Annotated in this window: 14 protein-coding genes; 11 read left to right on the top strand and 3 right to left on the bottom strand. The window is 58.7% G+C overall.

What is annotated here, in order from left to right:
• The first annotated feature begins 28 nt into the window (after nucleotides 1–28).
• The 9 genes from MJQ68_RS04075 to MJQ68_RS04115 all read left to right on the top strand — a co-directional run bounded on the left by MJQ68_RS04075 (nucleotide 29) and on the right by MJQ68_RS04115 (nucleotide 9,036).
• Nucleotides 29–1,165, top strand: a complete 1,137-nt coding sequence (locus tag MJQ68_RS04075; protein WP_238749703.1) for a glycosyltransferase — start codon at nucleotides 29–31, stop codon at nucleotides 1,163–1,165.
• Nucleotides 1,162–2,127 carry a glycosyltransferase family 4 protein gene (locus tag MJQ68_RS04080; protein ID WP_238749704.1) on the top strand — a complete coding sequence of 322 codons (966 nt, stop codon included), beginning with the start codon at nucleotides 1,162–1,164 and terminating at the stop codon, nucleotides 2,125–2,127. The genes MJQ68_RS04075 and MJQ68_RS04080 overlap by 4 nt, the downstream gene beginning before the upstream one ends.
• A complete protein-coding gene (locus MJQ68_RS04085) occupies nucleotides 2,124–2,978 on the top strand; it encodes a polysaccharide deacetylase family protein (RefSeq protein ID WP_238749705.1) in 855 nt (284 codons plus the stop codon). The genes MJQ68_RS04080 and MJQ68_RS04085 overlap by 4 nt, the downstream gene beginning before the upstream one ends.
• A 256-nt stretch (nucleotides 2,979–3,234) precedes the next feature.
• Nucleotides 3,235–5,091 carry an asparagine synthase (glutamine-hydrolyzing) gene (asnB, locus tag MJQ68_RS04090; RefSeq protein WP_238749706.1) on the top strand — a complete coding sequence of 619 codons (1,857 nt, stop codon included), beginning with the start codon at nucleotides 3,235–3,237 and terminating at the stop codon, nucleotides 5,089–5,091.
• Between the two features lie 51 nt (nucleotides 5,092–5,142).
• On the top strand, nucleotides 5,143–5,619 hold the full coding sequence (gene pssD, locus MJQ68_RS04095; RefSeq protein WP_238749707.1) for a PssD/Cps14F family polysaccharide biosynthesis glycosyltransferase: 477 nt from the start codon (nucleotides 5,143–5,145) through the stop codon (nucleotides 5,617–5,619).
• Between the two features lie 24 nt (nucleotides 5,620–5,643).
• Complete coding sequence (gene pssE / locus MJQ68_RS04100; protein WP_238749708.1) at nucleotides 5,644–6,123, top strand: PssE/Cps14G family polysaccharide biosynthesis glycosyltransferase; 480 nt, start codon at nucleotides 5,644–5,646, stop codon at nucleotides 6,121–6,123.
• 147 nt (nucleotides 6,124–6,270) lie between these two features.
• Entirely contained in the window at nucleotides 6,271–7,287 is a 1,017-nt protein-coding gene (locus MJQ68_RS04105) for a Gfo/Idh/MocA family protein (protein ID WP_238749709.1), read from the top strand.
• Nucleotides 7,277–8,167: a hypothetical protein gene (locus tag MJQ68_RS04110; RefSeq protein ID WP_238749710.1), complete on the top strand. Its 891-nt coding sequence runs from the start codon at nucleotides 7,277–7,279 to the stop codon at nucleotides 8,165–8,167. Before MJQ68_RS04105 ends, MJQ68_RS04110 begins: the two co-directional genes overlap by 11 nt.
• A 203-nt stretch (nucleotides 8,168–8,370) precedes the next feature.
• Nucleotides 8,371–9,036: a hypothetical protein gene (locus MJQ68_RS04115; protein WP_238749711.1), complete on the top strand. Its 666-nt coding sequence runs from the start codon at nucleotides 8,371–8,373 to the stop codon at nucleotides 9,034–9,036.
• A 135-nt stretch (nucleotides 9,037–9,171) separates the two neighbouring features.
• On the opposite strand, the gene icd is transcribed toward MJQ68_RS04115, so the two are convergent.
• Complete coding sequence (gene icd / locus MJQ68_RS04120) at nucleotides 9,172–10,401, bottom strand: NADP-dependent isocitrate dehydrogenase (RefSeq protein WP_238749712.1); 1,230 nt, start codon at nucleotides 10,399–10,401, stop codon at nucleotides 9,172–9,174.
• A gap of 156 nt (nucleotides 10,402–10,557) precedes the next feature.
• Between icd and MJQ68_RS04125 the strand changes: the two genes are divergently transcribed.
• Nucleotides 10,558–11,673, top strand: a complete 1,116-nt coding sequence (locus MJQ68_RS04125; RefSeq protein WP_238749713.1) for an AI-2E family transporter — start codon at nucleotides 10,558–10,560, stop codon at nucleotides 11,671–11,673.
• Here the strand turns inward: MJQ68_RS04125 and MJQ68_RS04130 are convergent.
• Nucleotides 11,670–14,204, bottom strand: coding sequence for a hypothetical protein (locus MJQ68_RS04130; protein WP_238749714.1), 2,535 nt, complete (start codon nucleotides 14,202–14,204; stop codon nucleotides 11,670–11,672). The two genes, MJQ68_RS04125 and MJQ68_RS04130, sit on opposite strands and share 4 nt — an antisense overlap.
• 148 nt (nucleotides 14,205–14,352) lie before the next feature.
• Here MJQ68_RS04130 and MJQ68_RS04135 point away from each other — a divergent pair, with 148 nt between their 5' ends.
• The gene (locus MJQ68_RS04135) at nucleotides 14,353–16,197 is read left to right on the top strand and encodes a DNA topoisomerase IV subunit B (RefSeq protein ID WP_238749715.1); all 1,845 of its coding nucleotides are present in this window, start codon (nucleotides 14,353–14,355) and stop codon (nucleotides 16,195–16,197) included.
• Between the two features lie 84 nt (nucleotides 16,198–16,281).
• Here MJQ68_RS04135 and MJQ68_RS04140 read toward each other — a convergent pair whose 3' ends face one another.
• Nucleotides 16,282–17,148 carry a universal stress protein gene (locus MJQ68_RS04140; protein ID WP_238749716.1) on the bottom strand — a complete coding sequence of 289 codons (867 nt, stop codon included), beginning with the start codon at nucleotides 17,146–17,148 and terminating at the stop codon, nucleotides 16,282–16,284.
• Nucleotides 17,149–17,154: the final 6 nt, after the last annotated feature.

Genomic DNA, 17,154 nt, shown 5'->3' on the forward strand with positions numbered 1-17,154 from the left:
CCATATGCACTAATTCAACTACCTCCCGGTGTCGGACAAAAAGAACTTACTGCTAGTTACCCGTGACCAGTTCGGGTATCACGTCGACCCCTACGCGTACGCCATAGAGCTGACGCGCCACTTTGACGTGACCTATTTCTGCTGGGACTACGACAGGCCGCGCATACAGGCAGCCGGTGTGCGGGTGATCTATTCCAGCAGGTCCGGCAGTTTGCTCAGGCGTAATCTTCGGTTCATGCGGGAGCTGAGAACTATCGTCCCCGACTTTGCCGTGACTCTCCTGTTCTACTTTGCCGGAGCGGCCCTCGTCTTACCGGGAATGGGCAGCAGACTGAGAGACCGGATCATTTGTGATGTGCGTACCGGCAGCGTCACGGATAAAGCGCTCACGCGAAACGCATTCAATGCGTTCCTGAAAATGGAAATGAGGGCCTTTCGGCACCGCTCCTTCATCTCCGAAAGTCTGGGCAAGGCATTTGGCTTCAAGCAATTTAACGTGCTACCCCTGGGAGCCTGCGTGACGCCCGGGGCGGCCCGATCGTATGAGGCGCTTCACCTACTTTACGTAGGCACGTTTGCTACCCGCGACATCCATGAGTCAGTCGCCGGACTAGGCATATTTCTGCGTGCACACGGAAGCGGGATCAGCTGCCGGTATACCATAATAGGTAGTGGGTCGGTCGCTGAGGAGGAGATGATCCGGACGGAGATTCGACACTACGGCCTGGAGGACGTCGTAGAACTGACCGGGTTCATACAGCGCGACAGCGTGGCCCCTTACCTCCAGCGGGCCAACGTAGGGGTGTCCTACGTACCGATCACCGACTACTACAACTTCCAGCCGGTGACCAAGACCTACGAGTACTTCCTCGCCGGACTACCCGTGCTCGCTACAGCGACCCACGAGAATACATTGGTGATCGAGCCGCACAACGGCGTACTGATCGACAGTACGCCGGAGGCCTTTGCTGCGGGGTTGGAAACCCTTTACCGCCGGCGATCGGCCTATTCCGCCGGTGAGATCCGGGCACGTGCGGCACAGTACTCGTATGCACATATCGTAGATACTCAACTGGCGGGCTACCTCCGCACGGTACTACAGCCGGAACTCCCTGTAGCGACTGCCGAGCTGGTCGTACAGGACAATACCCCGTCCGGATCATGAGAATACTCTACGTCACCAATATGTACCCCACGCCGGCCAATCCGGTATTCGGCATTTTCGTGAAGGAACAAATGCAGGACGCGGCCCGCTACCTGGAACTGACGCAGGATGTCTACCTCATGAACGGTGCCGAAAAGGGCTGGCGGGAATACCTGCGGGCGATCTACGAAGTGCCCCGCCGGATCGAGCAGGGCAAGTACGATCTGGTGCACGTTCACTTTGGTCTGTCCGCGCTCTGGCGCCTGTTCTACCGCCCCAAAGTACCCGTATTCCTGTCCCTGCACGGTGCCGACATCCTTATCGAGCAGGGCAGACACGTGCAGGTAGCCCTCACCAAGCGGCTGCTGCCTAAGGTGGATAGGGTATTCACCCTCAATGAAGAAATGAACGCCATCGTCAGTCAGTATACGGACGACTACGAGCTGCTGCCCTGTAGTGTCAACGTGGACCGGTTCAGGCCGACTGCGCGACCCGGGTCACGGTCCGGTCTACTGCTGCTGTTCCCGGGTTCACCACGGGTGCCGGTGAAGAATTTTGCCCTGTTTCAGCGGGTAGTCGCGGAGGTGAAGCGCCGTACCGGTACCGAGGTAGCCTACGCCACGCTCGAGGGCCTGTCCCGTACCGGCGTGCGGGACCTGATGAACCGGGCCGACTGCCTGCTCATGACGTCCACCAGCGAGGGCTCCCCCCAGGCGGTGAAGGAGGCGCTCAGTTGCGGACTGCCGGTGGTGTCAGTCAACGTAGGCGACGTAGCCAGCATGCTGGAGGGGGTACCGTACTGCGAAGTAGCTACCACCCGCGACCCGCAGTACCTGTCCGCATCCGTACTGCGGACCCTCGCGGGGGACCGTGCGGCCATCCGGGCGGCCTTCCTGGCTAAGGGTAAGTACGATCACGAATCCATCAGCAGACGCTGGGCCGGAGTGTACGGACGGGTCCACCAAACAAGCCCAGTCGTATGAAAGCGCTCGCCTTCAGACTACTGCACCAGAGTGGGTGCGTACGGTTGTTTCGCTTCCTGTACCAGCGGCGCAGGGTCACCATCCTGCTGTTCCACGACCCCTCGCCAACCGCCATGGAAATGGCCCTTCGCTACCTGACCAGGTTCTACCGCATCATCAGTCTACAGACTTATCTGGAGGCCAGGTCAGCGGGTACGACCGATCGGCTGCCGGAGTATTCCCTCATCCTCACGTTCGACGACGGTCACCGGGGCAACTATGCGCTCCTGCCCCTCTTCGAAAAGTACGGCGTGCCGGCCACCATTTTTCTCTGCTCGGCCATCGTCGATACCTACCGGCACTTCTGGTTCCTAGATGCCGATGGGGTTTTGCCCGTAGAACGCCTTAAGGCGTTGCCCAACACGGAGCGGCTCGAATGCCTCGGCGGTATCCAGTTTGCCGAGGAGAAGGAGTATCCGACCCGGCAGGCGCTATCCGCCCGGGAGATTCAGCGGATGCGCCCGCTGATCGACTTTCAGTCCCACACCAGGTTCCACTCCATTCTCACCACTTGTGCGCGCGCGCGGGTGCGGGCAAGTCTGCAGGGGGCCAAGGAGAGACTCGAAAGGGATTTCGGACTATCGATCAATGCCCTGGCCTACCCGAACGGAGACTACGACACCCGCACCGTAGAAGAGACACGCACGGCCGGCTACCGCTGTGGACTCACCGTAGACCATGGCTTCAACGATGATGACACCGACCTATTCCTACTGCGCCGCCTGGACGTGAACGACACGGAGGACGTGCACGAACTGGCCGTCAAGGCCAGCGGACTGTGGCAACACCTGAAAAGCATGCACCTGCCATGAGAATCATACTACTCCTGAATCTTCAGATCGCTTCGCTCCGGAAGAACATCCTCCGACGGGGTAGGGTAGGTCACCGGATCGCCATACCCATACCTAAATACTTCGCACCGGCGACCGCGCAAAACGCTACCGAGGATTACAGGTGGCGTTCTACAGCTCGGCCAGGTAGATGCACTACCCGGGGTTCAGCAGCGGCCGTGGATAAAGCCGCGGGTATGTGCAAACCGACTACCTAAACCTACTTAAAGCTATCCCTATGTGCGGTATCGCCGGTTCGGTCAACCAACCCATCAACGAGACTACCCTGGACCTGATCCACCACCGTGGGCCGGACTTTCAATCGCTGGCCAGGACGGAGATCCGGGATAGCCGGGTCACCTTCGGGCATACGCGGCTGTCGATCCTAGACCTGTCGCCGACGGGGAATCAACCCATGTATTCGGTCTGCGGGAAGTACGCCATTGTCTTTAATGGGGAGGTGTATAATCACCTCGAACTGCGGAAGAAACTGCCGGGGGTATGCTTTCAGGGCACTTCCGATACGGAGACCTTGCTGTACTACATCCGGGAGTACGGGATCGACCGGGTGGACGACTTCAACGGCATCTTCGCGCTGGGCTACCTGGATACCGAGGCCGGGAAACTGTACCTGGTACGCGATCACTTCGGGTGTAAGCCCGTCTACTACTACCAGGAGGCGGACCGCATGGTTTTCTCCTCGGAACTCAAGGTGCTGCTGCAGGCCGGCGTGCCCAAGGCGATCAATCTCGCAGCACTGGATACCCTGCTGACCCTACGGTACAACCCTGCGCCCGGTACCATTTTTGCGGGGATCCAAAAGCTTGGAGCGGGCACGTACCTGACCTACGATCTGGCTACCCACTGTAGCCGGCAGACGAGCTACCGGAAACGGGCCTACCGACAGAATACCACGATCGGGGAGGGGGAGGCGATCGAAGAGTATCAGCGGCTATTCGAACGGGCGGTAGAACGGCAACTGCTTTCTGACGTACCCGTCGGACTGTTTCTGAGCGGGGGGCTGGATTCAGCCATGATCGGGCGAGTAATGGCTGAGAAATTGGATTATCCCCTACACACCTTTACGGTAGGCTTTCGGGGCGACGGTAATTTCAACGAGCTGCCGGACGCTCAGCGCACGGCGGAGTTTCTGGGATCGCGACACCACGCCGAATTCATCAGCAAGGAGCAGTATTTGGGGTACTTCCGCCGCTCCTTTTACCATACCGAGGAACCGATCGCCGAACCCACCATTCCCGCCCTGTACCACGTAGCCAAAATGGCGGCCGGCCGGGTGAAGGTAGTGATGAGCGGACAGGGGGCGGACGAACCGATGGCGGGCTACAAGCGCTACTACGGCGAGGTGCTGCTGGCGAAGTATGCTCCGCTACTGAAGTGGATTCCCTACGGGCTGTCGAGTCGGCTGTTCCGGTCCAACGAGACGATGCAGCGGGGCCTGTATTCGCTGCAGTTCTCCAACGAACTGGAGCGGTTCCTGGCGATCTATCAGATCTTTTCCGACGCGCAGAAGGATCAGCTGTACCGGCCGGAGCTGAGGCAGCAGCTATCGACGAATATCGGCACCTACTTCGAGCAGTTCTACGGGGAAGTACGGGATAAGTCTACCTCGCTGAATCACCTGCTGTACCTCGATACCCGCACGATGTTGCCAGACAACCTGCTGCTATTCAACGATAAGATCACGATGGCCCATTCCATTGAAAACCGCGTGCCCTTTCTGGATATGGAGCTTATGGCCTTTGTGGAGTCCCTGCCGGTCAAGTACAAGCTAAGGGGACGGACCCGCAAGTACCTGCCGAAGCGCGCCGCGGAGAAGTGGCTGCCCCCCGAACTGATCCACCGCAAGAAACGTGGATTTGAAACCCCCGTGGTCGATTGGTTCAGGACCGAACTATACGACGAGCTCTACGGGCTGTTCGTCCGCCCGGACGGCCTGGCCGCTCAGTACTTCGAGTCCGCCTATCTGCTGCGCCTGCTCGACGAGCACCGTGCCGGCAAACGCAACTACGCCAAGCAACTCTTTATCCTGTACGCGCTGGAATTGTGGTACGACAACTTTTACCGCAAGGTCTGACCGTACTGGCCGGCCGTGGACATAGCCGACCGCCGCACTAACACCAACACTATGAAAAAGAAAGTCATATTCATCTGTTCCAACGGCGGGCACCTGGCCCAGATCCGCGAGTTGGCGCCACTCTTCGAGCGCTACGACTACTTGCTGGTGACCGAGGAGGCAGAGAACACCCTGCCCCTGCGGGATAAGTACAGGATGCGCTACCTGAGGGGGCGCTCGGAGGGGCAGTCACGCAATTTACAGTTTTACTGGAGCCTGATCGTCAATTCCGTTCGGTCACTGAAGATACTGATCGGGCACCGGCCCAGTGTGATCATTACTACGGGTAGTCATACCGCCGTACCGATGTGCTATCTGGGTAAGCTGCTGGGGGCCAGGGTGGTATGGATACTATCCTTTGCCCGGATCAATTCCCGTGCGTTCTCGGCGGATATCGTCCATCCCATTGCGGATAGGTTCATCGTGCAGTGGCCGGCTGCACAGACGCTCTACGCTGATTCCGTGTACCTCGGAGGAGGCATCTACTGAGCATCAGCGTAAATACAGATAACCATGATCTTAGTACTCCTCGGAACCTTCCCCATCGAATTCCGCCGGCCGCTCGCCGAGCTCGACCGCCTGTGTGCCGGGGGGGTGATCGGGGAGGAGGTGATCGTACAGAGCGGACACACCAGCTTTCGGTCCGACCACCTGACGCTGCGGCCCTTCATTCCGCCAGACGAGCTGCTCAATCTCTACGACCGGGCCCGGCTAATTATCTCCCATGCGGGTACCGGTTCGCTGGTGACCGGAGTGAGGAAAGGAAAAACTGTTATCGCTATACCCCGACTACTCCGACTGGGGGAGCATATCGATGACCATCAACTGGAAATTCTGCGCGAGTTCGTTACACGGGGCTATGTGATCGCCTGGAACGAGGCGGACCAGCTGGAGGACGTACTGCAGGCTAGCACTGCGTTCGTACCCCGCCCCTACACTTCCAAAAAGCAGCAAATCATTGATTATCTACGAGAATATATCGATCGGGCGTAGTCTTTATGCTCAATACTGAGAAATAAGGCTACATGGCTAAGCTATATGGCGTATCTTATACTAACAAATTTATCTGCCTATGATATGAACGAAGTGTAACACGTATGGACGTTTGATTTTGCTATCGGTTATAAAAAAGACACTACTATGAACACATTAAGAGCCGGAATAATCGGCCTAGGTAAGATGGGGCTATCCCACGCCGCCATTGTAGGTGCCCAGCCCCACGTAGATCTGGTGGCTATATGCGACACCTCCGCTATTGTCACCAATGCCTTCAAAAAGTATGGACGGGCGACGATCTACAGCAACCACCGTAAAATGCTCAGGCGAGAGAATCTTGACTTCGTCGTCATCGCCACGCCGACCAAATTACACTACGAAATGGTCCGGGAGGCCCTGGAGCGCGGCGTACACGTCTTCTGCGAAAAGCCCTTTAGCCTCAATAGTGCGGAAGGGCAGGAACTGGTACAACTAGCCCAGCGCAAGGGCCTGGTCAATCAGCTGGGCTACCACAACCACTTCATCGGCACCTTTCAGGAAATGAAGCGCCTGCTCGCTACCGGCGTGATCGGTGAGCTCGTGCACTTCAGTGGCGAGGCCTACGGACCGGTCGTCACTAAGGAAAAGGGGGGCACCTGGCGGTCCAGATCCAGCGAGGGCGGAGGTTGCCTGTTCGACTACGCTTCCCACGTGCTTAACCTGCTGCAGGAGGTGGTCGGTCGACCCGTAAAGGTCAACGGCAGCCTGCTGAAGCAGATCTATTCCAAGGGGGTCGAAGATGCGGTATATACCCTGCTAACCCTGGAAAACGGTGTGACGGGTACCCTGCTCGTCAACTGGAGCGATGAGACCTACCGCAAGATGTCTACCTCCCTGACCGTACAGGGGAAAAAGGGTAAGATCGTCTGTGATGCCACCGAACTGAAGGTATACCTCAAGGAGGCGAATACCGCCGAAGGTCTAGAGGCCGGATGGACGGTCAAATGGATCACCGATCTGGCCATTCCCGTCGGCTACTACCTGCGCGGCGAAGAATATAGCGCGCAGATCGAATACTTCATCGCCAACGTACGCCGGCAGGAACCCGGCACCATCAACACTTTTGAACAAGGACTTTATACGGATAAGGTCATCGAAATGATCCTCGACCATGCAGCATAACAATTCCCTCGACCGTGTCCTGTTCGGAGATAACCAATTCTTCGGGGTCAACCACGCCTCTGACGATAAGAGCCGTGCGCAGGCCATGCGATTCAAGGACGACCAGTCGATCATACGGGTGCTGGACCAGGCGATCGATCTGGGCGTGCGCACCTTCATGTGCACTACCCACGACCGTATTGCCAACATCTGCGATCACCTTCGGGCCAATCCGCTCCGGTACAGCGAGTTTAAGGTGTACCCCTGTATGCCCTACGCGCATAAGTACGCCAATGCGGTAACGGAGCTGGGCATCATGGGCACCATCAACCAGTACGTACCCGGCAGTTTTCTGGGCACCTTCGCAAAGGGTGGCATGGCGGTGGTCCGCAGCGACTACAGTAAGCTGATGCAGATTCTGATCGACGCGGAGATGAAGATGTTCCACGGCATCAATACCCCCGTGATCTTCATACAGAATGTACTGGTGGATATGATCCTCGGACTCGGCATGTTCGAGGTGTTCAGGGACTACGACGACTATATTCGTACCAAGTACGGTGCCGAACCCGGGTATATCACCATGAATATGCCCGATCTGTACGATGCCCTGGAATCAGTCGGTATCGTCAATCCGATCATCTGCGCCTCCATCAATAAGTCGGGCTTCCGCATGTCCGGTGGGATCGAACGCAACGAATTGTACCTCCGGGAAAAGACCTTTCGGCCTATCGCCATGCAGGTTCTGGCCGCCGGCACCCTGCGGCCGAGGGAAGCCTTCGCTTACCTAGCGCAGTTTCCGCGGATCGAGTCGGTGCTCTTCGGCTCCGGTTCCAAGCAGCACATCGCCGAGAATATTGAACTGATCCAGCAGTGCCTGCTGGTCCCCCAGGAGGCCTGAGCACTACTATCACGTATCATATAACATAACGGCCCATCAGCTAGCTGGTGGGCCGTTTGTACGTACTATACGCACTCACTAGTCTGGTGTCACGCACCGCACCCGCGTGTGCGGCCAACCGGACCAACGACCGCATACCCTAGACCAGCTACTAAACCCAGCTACCCAGCCCGTACGTTACTATCCCATCAAGTCTGCACTACATGATCATCCTGCTTATTCTTTCCGTCCTGCTCATCGCTACCCTGGTGTACATGTTCAACCAGTGGAGCAACCACCGCATGCCCGGTAAGAAGCGGCGGGCCCGCGTGCTCAACGAGCTGCGTCAGGAGATGGACCAGTGGAGCCCCGAGCTGATCAAGATGGACAAGGACGAGCTAGACCTCTTCAGTCTTACCCAAGATAAGCAGGTCACCAAGACCAGCGGAGCCGGTAAGACCGCCAAGGGCACCTTCACTACGATATTCAATGAGCCGGTCGTGAGCTACAGTTACCGCCGCTTTCTGGGCAAGCAGGTCAACGAATTGCTCTACGCCCGTACCGCCGAGCATGACTACGTCTACTGGACCGAACGCGGCAAGACCAAACTGGAGATCGACAACCAGCCCGTGGGTACCCTGGAGGGCAAGCGCCTCCTCGGCGAGCGCACCGGCAAGGAACTGGCCAGCATCGCCACCGAAGCCCGCGAAAACTACCTGCCCGTTAGTGTCGGCAACCGCGAAGTAGGCGCCCTCACGAACCTCCCCGCCACGGCTAGCGACGGACTTAGCCAGCGCGCCTTCGAGTTCATTCCCGAAGACCTTACGGAAAAGGAGGAGCAGCTGCTGCTCAGTCTGGCTATGCGGGAGCTGGTGGGGCGTAGTGTGTAGGGGAAGATTTTAAACACGGAGGAACACGGAGGGTGTATGCACGGAGAGACACGGAAACGTCGGATGCGTCTCCGTGTTAATCCGTGCCCAAAATCCGTGTACTCCGTGTTGAAACCCAAGCGCCGCAGGCGCCTACTACATATTACCAATAATCTCATCCCCAAACTCCGAGCACTTCAGCAGGGTAGCGCCCTCCATCTGCCGCTCGAAGTCGTAGGTCACGCGCTTCTTGGAGATAGCGCCTTCGATGCCCTTGATGATCAGATCAGCCGCCTCGGGCCAGCCCATGTAGCGGAACATCATCTCACCCGATAGGATGACCGAGCTGGGGTTCACCTTGTCCTGGCCGGCGTACTTAGGGGCCGTACCGTGGGTAGCCTCGAAGATCGAGATGCCCGTAGTGTAGTTGATGTTGGCGCCCGGTGCGATACCGATACCACCGACCTGAGCGGCCAGGGCATCGGAGATGTAGTCGCCGTTCAGGTTCAGGGTGGCGATGATGCCGTACTCCTTAGGGCGCAGGATGATCTGCTGCAGCATGGCGTCAGCGATGACGTCCTTGATCACGATCTCGCGGCCGTCGTCGGTCTTGATCACGTGCCAGGGTCCGCCGTCGAGGGGGGTGGCGCCGAAGTCTTCGGCGGCCGTCTGATAGCCCCAGTCGCGGAAGCTGCCCTCAGTGAACTTCATGATGTTACCCTTATGGACCAGGGTCACGCTATCCTTCTTGTTGGCGATGGCGTACTCGATGGCAGCCTTCACCAGGCGGCGCGTGCCTTCCTGGCTTACGGGCTTGATGCCGATGCCGGTCGTTTCGGGGAAACGCACCTTCGCGTAGCGGTCGGCGTAGTTCTCCTTCAACCAGTTCAGAAAGGCTTTATTCTCGGGCGTGCCCTCAGCGAATTCGATGCCGGCGTAGATGTCTTCGGTATTCTCCCGGAAGATGATCATGTCCACGTCCTGGGGGTTCTTCACCGGGCTGGGTACACCCGTGAAGTACTGTACGGGGCGCACGCAGGCGTAGAGGTCGAGCTTCTGGCGCAGGGCTACGTTGAGCGAGCGGATGCCGCCGCCGACCGGGGTGGTCAGGGGTCCCTTGATCGATACGAGGTACTCCTCGATGGTGTCCAGGGTGGCCTGGGGGAGCCACTCGCCAGTCTGGTCCATGGCCTTCTGGCCGGCCAGTACTTCTTTCCACACGATGGAGCGCTCGCCCTTATAGGCTTTTTCTACTGCGGCTTCGAGTACACGGGAGGCCGCTGCCCAGATATCGGGGCCGATGCCGTCGCCCTCGATGAAGGGTAAAATGGGGTCGTTAGGTACGTTCAGTTTGCCGTTGGCGATGGTGATCTTAGATCCGCTCATGTGGTGGGTTGGTATTGAAAAGATAGGGTCCGCGCACGGGCGGCCGGCAAAAATAGCGAAATTCCGCTTTAGGGAGCTACCGACTACATCCACGGGCGCGCACGCAGGTGCAGGGGTACATCAACACATTTAGCCGCTTTCGATCGTTACTCCTGTATGTCTATCACCCGCGTGGCCGCCTGGTTAATTACCATCGGATTGATCCTCACCCTCATCGTGGTAGGAAAGAGTTACCTGGTGCCCATTTTCGTGGCACTGGTCTTCTGGTACCTGGTCAATGCACTCAACGATCAGTTTCAGCATCTGCCCCTGGGGCGGTTGCGACTACCGAATAGCGTGACCCTGATCATGTCGCTGGTCTTCATTGGCCTGGGGCTCTACTTCATTTCGGATATGATCGTCAACACGGTCAACGGCTTCGTGCAGGAAAGCGATGTATACCTGCCCCGTATCGAGCAGCAGATCGAACGGGTGTACGTGAACATGGGCATCCAGCGTCCCCCGCCCAGTATCAGCGAATTACAGATCGGACAGGAGCTACTCGCCAACTTCGCCCTCGTCTTCTCGGGCATCACCAGTGCGGCCAAGGGCATCGCGCTCGTGCTGCTCTACGTGCTGTTCTTCCTGATCGAGCAGGGCAGCTTCCCTAAAAAAATGCGGGCCCTGGGCCTGGATATGCGCAGCAGTACGCGCCTGGCCTTCGTGCTCAAGGAGATCAATACCGCCATGCGTACCTACCTGGGTGTGAAGACACTCACCAGTATCGCTACCGGTGTACTATGCTTTGCGATCTTTCAGATCCTGGGGCTGGACTACGCCCTGTTCTGGGCCTTTCTCATCTTTCTGTTCAATTACGTACCCACGATCGGCAGCATCACCGCTACCGCCCTGCCCGCCCTGCTGGCGCTGGTGCAGTTCGAGACGCTCACCCCCTTCCTGGTCATCATCATCGGGGTCACGGTCGTGCAGCTGCTGGTCGGCAACATTATCGAACCCCGCCTCATGGGCAGTACGCTCAATATCAGTCCGCTGGTCGTAGTACTGTCGCTCATCCTCTGGTCGATGCTCTGGGGTATCGTGGGTATGCTACTGAGTGTACCCATCACGGTGGCGATCATCATCATCACGGCGCAGTTTCCGCAGACCCGACCGGTAGCTATCTTACTGAGCCGCAATGGGGATGTCAATACCCGCAAACTCAAGCGGCCGGGGCGCAGCCGAACCGAACGGGAGCAGGAGATCCCCCTGGAGCAGGATGGAAAGGTCGCCTAGTCGAGCTCCTTCTGTAGGGCGATGTCGGCCATGGCCGATGACTTCATGCCGCTCATTAGTCCCTTCCAGTAGGCATTGAAGAAACTCCGGTCGGCACTATGCTCGTGGTACATGCTGCCCTGACGAAATTCCTCCCCCCGGCTGTTCTCCTCCTTGAGGACCAGCCCGGACAGCAGGTTCTTGAACCAGGCCCCTCCGCCTACCAGTTCCACGTCCAGATTACGGTATAGCATGTCCATGCTGCCGGTCAGTACCTCGTCCTGCAGGGCTCCCCGGTACTGCATCCCTTCGATGATGCCCGAGTTGATGAAGGCATCCGCAGCCACCTCGAACAGGGGATTGATCCCGCTCAGGTCGTACTGGCCGAGCTGCCCGCGCATGGCGAAATTGCGTCCGCTACTATCCCGCGCCAGGGCAAACTCGGCGTGTAGTGGAGTAGCCCGTTCGAAGGTAGCATCGAATGTGAGCCGGATGCTATCGGATGTGCTTACCTCCGTATCGAGCCCCTCCAGTAGGATTATGCCTTCACCGAAGTGGATCGTCTTAGGGTCCAGTACGGTGTCGATGACGCCGTAGGCTATGTCGGTCGAGCGCAGGCGGGCCGTACCCAGTTTAATGCGGGGACCGATCGTACGCAATGCTTCGATGGGCATATACTTCTTCTTCGATGGGGGTGCCATCGCAACGTCCTCCACCACGAAAACGCGCACGTCGCGGGCGGTGAGGGAGTCGACCGTAATGGCTTCTCCCTGCAGCAGTGCAAGATGATCGATACCGCTAGCCCGCAAACCGTCGAAGGCGAAGGTCAACCACGACTTACTGAGCTGCTGCCGGAAGGTTTCCGCGGAGCTAAGTTGGTTGCGGCGGTTGATGCTATCCAGCGTCAGGGTGCCCTGCCGACTGCTGTAAGCGATGCGATCCAGGGTGTAGTCTACCGGCTCCTCCTCACCGTAAATATCCAGGTGTGCCACCCGGAGTTTAGTCGGTCCCAACTGCGCCGGCTTGAAGGGTGCGCGCAGGCCGTACTGGTCGAGGTAAATCCCGCGGGCCACCAGGTCTTCCTCACCGCTACTGCCGCGGCGACGCACGCTACCGTCAGTGAGTTGTGCTCTGGCGGTCTGGAATCCGTCCGTAGTGTTCAAGTCCGTCAGCGTGAGCTCCGGGGCGGAAATACGGTAGCTGCCCCCGTCCGCAGTGCGGATGGTCACATCGGCTCCCGTAAGTATGGCCTGCGCGGCGCTTAGTGGTCCGCCCGCTACGAAGCCGTCGCGGTCGATGCCAATAAGCCGTACGTCCGGAATGGAGGCTGATATACGTTCTCCCCGTACGGTGATCTCCTGCCCCCGGAGGGTACCGTCCGCACTCCCGTAGTCAAGGCCGGCGACCGTGATCGTTTGCTGTCCACTGCGCACCGTCAGTTCGGGGATGCGGACCTGTGTAGGGCCAAGGGATTCGGGGCGCAGCGGAAGTTGGATCTTGCCCTGCTGCAGACTCAGGTCGCTGGCAGATACGGCAAGTTGTTGTCCGTTGTCGAAGGTCAGTGTTTGTCCATTAAGGGATACGCTTCCGATCGCCAGGCTATCGGCGTACCGCATGTCCGTGGCGGTAACGGATCCCGCGAGGCTCGCCTGACCGAAAGCCCCGGAGACGGATACATCTATGGTGCGTATGGCAAAGTGACCTAGCTCTAGTGACGTACCGGGTGGAGTAGGGGAGTCTGCCGGTGTGGGCTGATCCGGTTGAGATGAACCTGGCACCTGCGCGCTGCCGCCCAGATCTGCCACGATGAGGCTGTCGATGGTGATGCCATCGCGGAGGTCGGACTGATTGATTCCGGACAGGCGAATGTCCTGGAGCCGGAGGTCGGTAGCCCCACCGCGTTGCAGTTGCGCGCCGCGTGCGCTGATCGTACCGGAGGCTGTAGCGTAGGTCATGTCAGTGATGCTGGCCCGGAGGCTGTCGCGGGGATCGAAGTACTGCGCGGAGTCGGCGGCGACCTGCAGCTTGCGTACCGCGGCGACCTGTAGGGGAAAGGCCAGGGGACCTACCGACAGCGCAAAACGCTGCAGCGCGAGTTGGCGACCGGTGGGCTCGTCCGTCAACTGGAGAAAAACGCTGTCTAGGGAGACGTCGGTTACTTCGATGGCGAAGTTGCTGCTGTCCTGTTTTGGTTCGGACACCTGCTGCCGACTAGCCTGGGCATCGAGGCCGCTCAGGTGAACGCGCGCTAACTGGATCGGTCCGCTGCCGAGCAGGCTGAACAGATTTAACTTGCTGACCTCCAGAAGCGAAAGGGTGCCGGCAGCGGTGAGGGCTGGGCGCGACTGATCGAAGGTGATGCCCCGGGCGGTGAGGGCGATGGGAAAAAAGCCGTAGTCGTAGTCGCTGACGGTGAGGGAATTACCGTCGGTATTGGCATCCGCGATGGCCCGGTCGATGCGGCGGCCGACGTACCAGTCTGCTACCAGATAGAGGAGCAGCGGAAGGAGGGCGAGGAGGTACCACCAGCGGAAGCGAAAATTAGCAGCCATAGGGGAGGCCATCGGGTGCGGAACGAATCATAGGGCGTGCAGGATAGGAGGTAAAGATATGTCGTGGGGCCCAGGAGGATAAGCCAACAATTTGTTTGATAATATATTCGGGATTTCGTATGTTTGCCAACCGAACCGACCGCGTTACATGGCACAAACTACCTATACCGAAGACAACATCCGCTCCCTAGACTGGAAGGAGCATATTCGCATGCGGCCGGGTATGTACATCGGTAAGCTGGGGGACGGGTCCAGTCCGGATGACGGCATCTACATTCTGCTCAAGGAGGTGATCGACAACTCCATCGACGAGTACGTCATGGGTCATGGCCGGCAGATCGACGTAGTGATCGAAGACGGTACGGTGAAGGTGCGCGACTACGGCCGGGGTATTCCGCTGGGAAAGGTGGTCGACGTAGTGTCGAAGATCAACACCGGGGGTAAGTACGACAGTAAGGCCTTCAAGAAAGCGGTGGGACTCAACGGTGTAGGTCTAAAGGCCACCAATGCACTCTCGGATGATTTCCGCGTCTACGCCGTGCGCGAGGGCAAGCTCAAGCAGGCCGACTTCTCGGAGGGCAATCTGGTCAAGGACCACAAACCCATCAAGACTAAGGAGACCAACGGCACCTTCGTCAGCTTCGTACCGGATGCGTCGATCTTTAAGAAGTACCGCTTTCGCAGCGACTTCGTCGAGAGTCAGCTCTGGAACTACGCCTACCTCAATGCCGGACTGAAGCTCAACTTCAACGGTAAGACGCTGGTGTCGAAGAACGGCCTGCGCGACCTGCTGGAGCGGAAGACCAACGTGGAGCAGCTGCGCTACGATATCATTCACCTCAAGGGGGACGATATCGAGATCGCCCTTACCCACGGCAATGCCTACGGGGAGACTTACTTCAGCTTTGTCAACGGCCAATTCACCACCCAGGGAGGTACCCACCTGATCGCCTTTCGGCAGGCGCTGGTGGAGACCATTCAGAAGCACTTCAATAAGAGTTACGACCGCAAGGATATTCTGTCCAGCGTCATCGCAGCTATCGCCATCAAGGTAGAGGAGCCGGTGTTCGAGTCGCAGACCAAGACCAAGCTCGGCAGTACCGATATGGGGCCGAAGGGGCCTACCGTGCAGACCTTCCTCAAGAACTTCCTGCTGGAGCAGCTGGACAACTTTCTACACAAGAACCCAACGATCGCCCAGGCGCTGGAAAAGCGGATCAAGCAGTCGGAGCGCGAGCGCAAGGAGATCGCCGGCATCAAGAAACTGGCCAACCAGCGCGCCAAGAAGGCCAACCTGCACAACAAGAAGCTGCGGGACTGCCGCGTCCATTTCGGCGACACCAAGGCAAAAAGCGAGGAAGCCCGGTTGGGCACCACCATCTTCATCACCGAGGGCGACTCAGCCAGCGGCTCCATCACCGTGGCACGGGACGTGCAGACCCAGGCTGTATTCTCCCTGCGCGGCAAGCCCCTCAACTGCTTCGGCCTCACCAAAAAGGTGGTCTACGAGAACGAGGAGTTCAACCTCCTCCAGCACGCGCTCAATATCGAGGATGACGTAGACGAGATCCGCTACAACCGCGTCGTCATCGCTACGGACGCCGACGTAGACGGGATGCATATCCGCCTGCTCCTACTGACTTTCTTCCTCCAGTTCTTCCCCGACATGGTCACCAAGGGGCACCTCTACATTCTGGATACCCCCCTGTTCCGCGTCCGCGATAAGCAAAAGACCTACTACTGCTACAGCGAGCAAGAAAAGCAGGAAGCCATCGAGAAGCTGCGCGGCAAGGCCGAGATCACCCGCTTCAAGGGTCTGGGCGAGATCAGCCCCGGCGAGTTCAAGGATTTCATCGGCGAAAACATCCGCCTCGAGCCCGTCGTCATGGCCGACAACACCAACATCGAGGACCTGCTGAGCTACTACATGGGCAAGAACACGCCGGTGCGGCAGAACTTTATCATTGATAATTTGCGGGTGGAGCGGGATTAAGAGTAGGTAGACCGCTAGGCGGGTAGACCCCTTCGGGGAATAGACCGCCGGTCGGCGGAGTAGACTGTCTACCCGCGTAGCGGTCTACTCCCCGAAGGGGTCTACCGCGCAGCGTCTACCCCACGGGGTCTTATCCAAATGAAACACCAGCACAGGCACCTCAGGGTGCAGCACCATCTGCTTGGTGGCGCTACGGTGGAACAGCCGCTCCCAGAAGCCGCGTTGTTGGGTGACCATGACGGCCAGGCCTACAGGGTTTTCCTTGAGGTAGCCGACCAGGCCTTCCTGTACAGTGTCGGCGGTGACCTCGACGATCTCGAAGGCGAACTCAGGGTCGGGGTTGTTGAATAGGGGGGCGAAGAGCTTTTCGCGCTCGCGGCGGTGCTCGCTGTCGTCTTCGTTGACGTGCACGAAGTGAATGCGGGCGCGGAAGAGATCGTTGAAGTCCATCAGCTTCAGTACGGCGCGCCGACTCAGGGACAGGCTGCTACTGGCGTAGACGATGTGGCGGTAATCGCTGAAGGTGGCACCGCGGGGGACGAGCAGCACGGGGCACTTACAGCGCTGCGCTACGGAGGAAGCGATGCTACCGAATACATCTTCCAGCACGTCGGTGGTACCGGTAGCTCCCAGAACGACCAGATCCACGGCGGCGCTTTCTTCTACGATCTTGTCGGCCGGGAAGCCGAGGAGCAGTTCGCTGCGCCGACGGATGCCGGCGGGGGCGGGGTGGCGCTCAAGGAAGTCTTCGAGGGCAGTCTCACGGGCATCCATGAGCTCACCGACGGGGGTGGCCAGGGCGGCCATGTCACCGCTGGCAGCCTGGGGGGTGAATACGTGAATCACCCGGACCTCCCGGGCCCCTACGGCCGTGGCCATCGCTTCGGCATACTGTAGGGCGGCCGCCGCTCCTTTGCTAAAGTCGACGGGAACAAGTACTCTCTGGATCATAGCGGC

Source organism: Neolewinella maritima, assembly GCF_923081025.1.
GTDB classification, from domain to species: domain Bacteria; phylum Bacteroidota; class Bacteroidia; order Chitinophagales; family Saprospiraceae; genus Neolewinella; species Neolewinella maritima.